Consider the following 7,929-nt stretch of genomic DNA (forward strand, 5'->3'; position numbering starts at 1 on the left):
CAGGGCTGCTGCGCAGCCCAACGCGGGACAAGCCCGCTCGCCACAACTATCTATCGTTTCCCACAGGATCGGGTACACCAGCAATGTTGCGGTTGAGCACGGTCTCCGTGGGAGCTGGCGATAGCCTGCGATGAGGCCGGTGCAGGCGGTGCAGCACCCTAGAGTGCTCTACACCGCAGAGCTCATGGCGCCAGGCTGTCAGGCACCGCCTGGCGCTGCCCGGCCCAGTACTGCACCAGCTCGCGCAATTGCGACAGCTCGACGGGCTTGGCCATATGCCCATCCATGCCCGCCAGGCGGGCACGCTCTTTGTGTTCGGCAAGAATATGCGCAGTCAGGGCGACGACCGGGGTGCGTGGGCGCTGGTTGGCTGACTCCCAGGCGCGCAGTTGCTGGGTGGCAGTAAAACCATCGAGCACCGGCATTTCGCAGTCCATCAGCACCAGGTCGTAGTGCTTGGCCTTCATGGCCTGCAGCGCTTCTTCGCCATTGCTGGCGGTATCGGGCTGCAGCTCCAGTTTGCCGAGCATGCCGCGGATGACCTTGGTCGAAATACTGTTGTCTTCGGCCACCAGAATGCGGAAGTCGCCCGGCAGGTGCAGCGGCTGTGGCGCGCTGGCCGGCGATGCTGGCATGGCCTGTTCGCGGCCACGCAGGGCGAGCTCTTCGGCCAGCGTGGTCTTTAGCGTGTAGCCGGCAACCGGCTTGGCCAGAATGCGCTTGATGCCGGCGTTGCGCGCAATCACCTTGCTGGGCGCGTTGCTGATGCCGGTGAGCATGACCACGAGGATGTCGTGGTTCAGGCTTGGGTCTTCCTTGATCTTGGCGGCCAGCTGCATGCCGGTCATGCCCGGCATGTTCTGGTCGAGCAGCACCACATCGAAATAGTCACGCAGGTGCGCCTTGGTGCGCAGCAGCGCCAGCGCCTCCTTGCCCGATGGCACGGCGCTGACGTTCATGCCCCAGGCGCTGCATTGCTGTACCAGCACCTTACGGCAGGTATCGTTGTCGTCCACCACCAGCACCCGCGCATCGCGCAGCGGGCCGTCGAAGTCGGTGGGCGGCTGCTCCAGGCGCTGTGGGTCCAGCGGCAGCGACAGCCACAACGTGTTGCCCATGCTGGTGCTGGTCTTGATGCCGAACTCGCCCTGCATCAGGCCAATCAACTGCTTGGCGATTATCAGGCCCAGGTGGCCACCGAGCTTGTTGCTGGAAAGAAAATGCCGGCTGTGCAGTTCGGCCTGCAGCAGCGCGTCACGCTCGGCGGGGGCCATAGGCTCGCCGCTGTCCTGCACGGCGATGCGCAGGCGCGTGGCATCGCCACGCTGGTCGAGCGCCACCACCAGCAGGATCTCGCCGTGGTCGGTGTTTTTAAGTGCGTTTTCCAGCAGGCTCGACAGCGCCTGGCGCAGCCGTGTGGGGTCGCCGCTGATGACTTGGGGCACCTGCGGCTGGGTAAAGCTGATCAGCTCGATGTTCTGCTGCTCGGCTTTGGAGCGGAAGATGTTGAGGCAGTCCTCGATCAGCGCGTTAAGGTCGAACTGCACGTCATCCAGCTCGATCTGCCGGGATTCGAGCTTGGAAATGTCGAGAATTTCGTTGATCAGGGTGAGCAGCTCGTTACCCGCGCTGTGGATGGTCTGCACATAGTCGCGTTGTTTGACCGACAGCGGCGTGCCCAGTAGCAGCTCGGTCATGCCCAGCACGCCGTTCATCGGCGTGCGGATTTCGTGGCTGATCTTGGCCAGGAATTCGGCCTTGGCGTTTATTTCGGCGTCGCTGGCTGCCAGGGCGCGGCTGGCGCTAAAACGCTCCTCGCTGATGCGCCGCAGACGTTCACTGACCGACAGGTTAAGCAGCAAGCCACTGCCGACGGTCAACGCCATCAGGATGCACAGCAGCCACGGCGTTGGCGTGCGGGTCAGCCCCAGCAGGGCCGGCAGCAATACCAGCCCGCCCAGGTTGAACACCAGCATGGCCACGGCAAACAGCCGCCCCGGCCGGTAGCCGCCGAGCCAGTGGTAGCCACTGACCAGCAGCATGCTGACGCTGCCCAGGGCCAGCAGGGCGTAGGTCATCAGGTTCAGCGGCAGGGTGTCGACGAACAGCAACAGCAGGCCGCTCACCGCCACCAGCAGCATCTCGCCTTGTAACAGGCGGTTGAGCCGCGCCGAACTGCAGGGGGCAAAGAAGTGCTGGGTGAAGTACAGCCCGGCAAGGCACGCCAGCACCAGGGTCAGGTAGGCGGCCGGGGTCTGGGCGCTGTACCACTTGTGCGACCACGGCCCGCTGAGGTTGAGCAGAATCAGCGCGCTTAGCAGCATCAGCGCGTGGTACAGCGCCAGAATCAGTGTGGTGCTGGATCGGGTGTAGGCGAAGCGGATCAGGTTGTGCACGATCAGCATGGCCAGGCCGCCAAACAGCAGGCCGAACAGCAGCGGCTGGCTTTGATCGGCGGCGGCCAGGGCCGAGGGTTCCAGGCTCACCGCTGGGCGCAGTTGATGCTCGGAAACCAGCCGCAGGTACACATCTACCGGCTGGCTGCTGCGCGGCAGCGGCAGCACATGGTCGCTGCCATGCAGGTCGGGGCTGGTGTTGTCGCCTTGACGCCCGTGGTGCAGCTGGCGCAGCAGCCTGCCGCCTTCGAGGGCATAGAGGTCAAGGCGCGAGAGATCGGGGGCAAAAATACGGACCAGTTGTTCCTGGTCAGTGGGTTCCAGGCGGTAGTGCAACCACAGGGCCTGGTCGGGCAGGGCGGCTTCCAGTTCGTCGAGGCCCACCGGGCTGAACTGGTTGCGGTAGCGCTCGGAGCGCACATCGGACAGCTGCAGGCTGGCTTGTTCGTCGAGCAGCGCAGACCAGCCGTCCTGATCGGCGTGCGCCGGGAACAGGCAAAGCAGGGCCAGCAAGCTGACGATCAGGGCGGTGGCAATCCGAAGCCGAGGCACGACGAAATCCTTTCTTAGCTAAATAAGCCAGGCAACAACTATGCGCGGCGCGCCAAGGCGAAGGCAAGGCCCAGAAGGGCCTTGTCGACGAGCCGAAGGCCGTGTCGCGAGCGCGTCACGGCTGTTCGGTGCAGCCTTACTGCTGATCTTCACCGCGCTCGCGGGCAATGGCCCGGTAGCCGACGTCGGTGCGGTAGAAGCTTGCGTTCCAGCTGATTTCGCGGGCCAGGCGGTAGGCCTGTTGCTGGGCATCGGCAACGGTGCTGCCCATTGCGGTGGCGCAGAGCACGCGGCCGCCGTTGGTCACGACCTGGCCATCCTTGAGCGAAGTGCCGGCATGGAACACCTTGCCTTCGATCTTGGCAGCAGCGTCCAGGCCATTGATCACGTCACCTTTGGCGTAGTCGCCCGGGTAGCCGCCGGCAGCCAGGACCACGCCCAGGCTCGGGCGCGGGTCCCATTGTGCTTCGACCTTGTCCAGGGCCTTGGCGAAGGCCGCCTCGATCAGCAGCACCAGGCTTGATTCCAGGCGCAGCATGACGGGCTGGGTTTCCGGGTCGCCGAAACGGCAGTTGAACTCGATGACCTTGGGGTTGCCGGCCTTGTCGATCATCAGCCCGGCGTACAGGAAGCCGGTGTAGACGTTGCCTTCCTCGGCCATGCCACGCACGGTCGGCCAGATGACCTGGTCCATCACGCGCTGGTGCACTTGGGCGGTGACCACCGGGGCTGGCGAGTAGGCGCCCATGCCGCCGGTGTTCGGGCCGCTGTCCTGGTCGCCGACGCGCTTGTGGTCCTGGCTGGTGGCCATTGGCAGCACATTGTGGCCGTCGACCATGACGATGAAGCTGGCTTCTTCGCCGTCGAGGAACTCCTCGATGACCACGCGCGAACCGGCTTCACCGAACGCGTTGCCAGCGAGCATGTCGCGCACGGCGTCTTCGGCTTCCTGCAGGGTCATGGCGACGATGACGCCCTTGCCTGCGGCCAGGCCGTCGGCCTTGATCACGATGGGCGCGCCTTTTTCACGCAGATAGGCCAGGGCCGGCTCGATCTCGGTGAAGTTCTGGTAGTCGGCGGTCGGGATCTTGTGGCGAGCCAGGAAGTCCTTGGTGAAGGCTTTGGAGCCTTCCAGCTGGGCCGCGCCCTTGGTCGGGCCGAAGCAGTCAAGGCCACGGCTGCGGAACAGGTCGACCACGCCGATCACCAGTGGCGCTTCCGGGCCAACGATGGTCAGGTCGACGTTCTTTTCGGCGAAGTCAGCCAGTTGCTCCAGGGCGCAGACATCGATGGCGACGTTTTCGCACTTGGCTTCAGTGGCGGTGCCGGCGTTGCCGGGGGCGACGAAGATTTTCTCGACCCGTGGGTCCTGGGCGACTTTCCAGGCCAGGGCGTGCTCGCGGCCACCGCTGCCAATGATCAAAACTTTCATGTCAAAACCTCGAGTTCTCTAAACCTGTGACCGTTGCGTGGGAGCGGGCTTGCCCCGCGATGACGTAAGGCAAGGCAACGCTGTGGCCTATGCTGACGCTATCGCGGGGCAAGCCCGCTCCCACGCAATCCGCAGTAAATTAGTGGCGGAAGTGGCGCATGCCAGTGAAGACCATCGCGATGCCGGCTTCGTCGGCTGCGGCGATCACTTCGGCGTCACGCATCGAGCCGCCCGGTTGGATCACCGCGCTGATGCCGGCCTTGGCGGCATTGTCGATGCCGTCGCGGAACGGGAAGAACGCATCCGAGGCCATGACCGCACCCTGCACCTGCAGGCCAGCATGCTCGGCTTTGATTGCAGCGATGCGTGCGGAGTTGACGCGGCTCATCTGGCCGGCGCCGACACCGATGGTCTGGCGCTGCTTGGCGTAGACAATGGCGTTGGACTTGACGAACTTGGCGACTTTCCAGGCAAACACCAGGTCATGCACCTCTTGCTCGGTCGGTGCACGTTTGGTGACAATCTTCAGGTCATCGGCAGTGATCATGCCGATATCGCGGCTCTGTACCAGCAGCCCGCCGTTGACCCGCTTGAAGTCCCAACCGGCAGCACGCTCAGCTGGCCATTCGCCGCATTCGAGCAGGCGCACGTTCTGCTTGGCAGCCACGACGTCGCGGGCGGCCTGGGAGATTTTCGGTGCGATGATCACTTCGACGAACTGGCGGTCGACGATGGCCTGGGCGGTTTCACCGTCCAGCTCGCGGTTGAAGGCGATGATGCCGCCGAAGGCCGACTCGGTGTCGGTGGCGTAGGCCAGGTCGTAGGCCTTGCGGATGCCGCCTTCGTTTTCCGGCACTACCGCCACGCCGCACGGGTTGGCGTGCTTGACGATGACGCAGGCAGGCTTGACGAAGCTCTTCACGCACTCAAGTGCAGCATCGGTGTCGGCCACGTTGTTGAACGACAGCTCCTTGCCCTGCAGCTGCACGGCACTGGAGATGCTCGCTTCGCCCTTTTTGGCTTCAACGTAGAACGCCGCGCTCTGGTGCGGGTTCTCGCCGTAGCGCATTTCCTGGGCCTTGACGAACTGGCTGTTGAAGGTGCGCGGGAACTGGCTGCGGTCTTCGGTCGACAGGGTGTCGCGGGCCTGGTCGATGGTGCCCATGTAGTTGGCGATCATGCCGTCGTAGGCGGCAGTGTGCTCGAACGCCTTGAGCATCAGGTCGAAGCGCTGGGCGTAGGTCAGGCCACCGGCCTTGAGGCTCTCGACGATACCGGCGTAGTCGCCGGCGTTGACCACGATCGCGACATCCTTGTGGTTTTTCGCCGCCGAACGGACCATGGTCGGGCCGCCGATGTCGATGTTCTCGATCGCGGTCGGCAGGTCGCAACCTGGCTTGTTGATGGTGGCTTCGAACGGGTACAGGTTGACCGCGACCAGGTCGATCGGCTTGATGCCGTGCTCGCTCATGATGGCATCGTCAGTGCCACGACGGCCGAGGATACCGCCGTGGATTTTCGGGTGCAGGGTTTTGACCCGGCCGTCCATCATTTCGGCGAAGCCTGTGTAGTCGGCCACTTCCACCGCGTTGACGCCGTTGTCCTTGAGCAGCTTGTAGGTGCCGCCGGTCGACAGGATCTCCACGCCGAGCTGTTGCAGCTCACGGGCGAATTCGAGGATCCCGGTCTTGTCGGAGACGCTGATCAGGGCGCGGCGGATCGGCAGGCGGGTAGTCTGGTCGGTCATTTCGGATTCCATAACACGGTGAAGTCAAAAAAAGGCGCCTCTTCGCATGAGCGCCTTTCTTGTATGGGGTTCTGGCCTTACAACAGATCGTACTGCTTGAGCTTCTTGCGCAGCGTGCCTCGGTTGAGCCCGAGCATTTCGCTGGCCTTGGTCTGGTTGCCCTTGACGTAGTTCATCACGCTTTCGAGCAGGGGCGCCTCGACTTCGGAGAGCACCAGGTTGTACACGTCCGTCACGGTCGCGCCTTCCAGGTGGGCGAAGTAGTTGTGCAGCGCCTTTTCGACGCTGTCGCGCAGGGTCTGACCCTCCTCGCTCGGCGTGTTCAGGTGCTGCTTGAGGTTGGCGTTGTCGCTCACGGGCGTTGTTCCACTCACTAATGTCTCGGTCATCATCGTCATGCGGCCACCCCTTGTTCGTCCTCTGTCCCAAGGCTCTGTCGACGTTCGGCGAAGTAGGCCTGAACGTTGGCGCACTGCGCTTGTGTGTCTTGCAAGGCGTTGAACTGGCTGCGGAACTCCTTGCCGCCAGGTCGGGTTGCCAGGTACCAGCCGACATGCTTGCGGGCAATCCGCACGCCCATTACATCGCCATAGAAGGCGTGTAGCGCGGCCAGGTGTTCCAGCAGAATGCGTTCTACTTCATCCAGCGCCGGGGCCGGCATGTGCTCGCCCGTGCGCAGGTAATGCTCGACCTCGCGGAAAATCCATGGCCGCCCCTGGGCAGCCCGGCCGATCAGCAGGCCGTCGACCCCGGTGGCATCCAGCACCGCCCGGGCTTTTTCTGGCGAAGTGATATCGCCGTTGGCAAATACCGGGATCGACACCGCCTGCTTGATGGCGGCGATGGTGTCGTACTCGGCTTCACCGGTGTACAGGTCGGCGCGTGTGCGGCCATGTACCGCAAGCGCCTGGATGCCGGCCTGTTCGGCGATTTTCGCGACGTTCAGGCCGTTCTTGTTCGCCCGGTCCCAACCGGTGCGAATTTTCAGCGTTACCGGGACCTCGACAGCGCCGACCACGGCCTGGAGGATCTCGGTAACCAAAGCTTCGTCTCTCAATAAAGCAGAGCCGGCAGCCTTGTTGCAGACTTTTTTTGCCGGGCAGCCCATGTTGATGTCGATGATCTGGGCGCCAGCGGCCACGTTGGCCCGGGCCGCCGCGGCCATCATCTGTGCATCACCCCCGGCGATCTGTACCGAGCGTGGCTCGGGATCACCTTCATGGATGCGGCGCAGGCTGGACTTGCGGCTGTTCCACAGGCTCATGTCGCTACTGACCATTTCCGACACCACCATGCCTGCCCCCAGGCGTTTGCACAGCGTGCGGAACGGCTGGTCCGTCACCCCGGCCATCGGCGCGAGGATCAGATTGTTGTGCAATGTATAAGGGCCGATGCGTACCGCCGACATAGGTGTTCCCTGTTGTGGGGCCGAATCATTGGAGTCGAAAAAGGGTGGGCATGATACCCGCTCTCGATGACTGGATAAAGAAGGATTTGGATAAAATCTGAACAGTTGCCGGCTTATGACATTTGCATGGGTGGCGTGGGAGTAGGCGTGCGCTGCAACGGTGCTGTCACTTTCGCGGGTCAAGTCCGCACGTCGGTTATATGCAACCCTGTACCGGCCTCATCGCAGGCTGGCGCCAGCTCCCACAAAGACAGCGCCGGGCCGCGATAGAGATGCCTGGCTGAGCTCCTGTGGGAGATTCTATGGTTTCGGGCAATTCGCTTTTGATTGTGTAGGAGCGGCCTTGTGTCGCGATGGGCTGCGAAGCAGCCCCAGGATCTGTGCACCCACCAGA

Annotated in this window: 5 protein-coding genes; all 5 read right to left on the reverse strand. The window is 63.4% G+C overall.

Annotated elements, in window-relative coordinates:
- Positions 1-182 precede the first annotated feature (182 nt).
- Complete coding sequence (locus tag HU720_RS23385; protein WP_186523440.1) at positions 183-2,948, reverse strand: response regulator; 2,766 nt, start codon at positions 2,946-2,948, stop codon at positions 183-185.
- Positions 2,949-3,084: 136 nt separating this feature from the next.
- A complete protein-coding gene (gene purD, locus HU720_RS23390) occupies positions 3,085-4,380 on the reverse strand; it encodes a phosphoribosylamine--glycine ligase (RefSeq protein WP_186523442.1) in 1,296 nt (431 codons plus the stop codon).
- 139 nt (positions 4,381-4,519) lie between these two features.
- Positions 4,520-6,127 (reverse strand): bifunctional phosphoribosylaminoimidazolecarboxamide formyltransferase/IMP cyclohydrolase, encoded by a 1,608-nt coding sequence (purH, locus tag HU720_RS23395; RefSeq protein ID WP_186523443.1) that lies wholly within the window; start codon positions 6,125-6,127, stop codon positions 4,520-4,522.
- A gap of 77 nt (positions 6,128-6,204) precedes the next feature.
- Positions 6,205-6,525, reverse strand: coding sequence for a DNA-binding transcriptional regulator Fis (gene fis / locus HU720_RS23400; RefSeq protein ID WP_008093076.1), 321 nt, complete (start codon positions 6,523-6,525; stop codon positions 6,205-6,207).
- Positions 6,522-7,535, reverse strand: a complete 1,014-nt coding sequence (gene dusB / locus HU720_RS23405; RefSeq protein ID WP_186523445.1) for a tRNA dihydrouridine synthase DusB — start codon at positions 7,533-7,535, stop codon at positions 6,522-6,524. Before dusB ends, fis begins: the two co-directional genes overlap by 4 nt.
- Between the last annotated feature and the right edge of the window lie 394 nt (positions 7,536-7,929).

This window comes from Pseudomonas sp. SWRI51, assembly GCF_014268825.1.
In the GTDB taxonomy this organism is placed as follows: domain Bacteria; phylum Pseudomonadota; class Gammaproteobacteria; order Pseudomonadales; family Pseudomonadaceae; genus Aquipseudomonas; species Aquipseudomonas farsensis.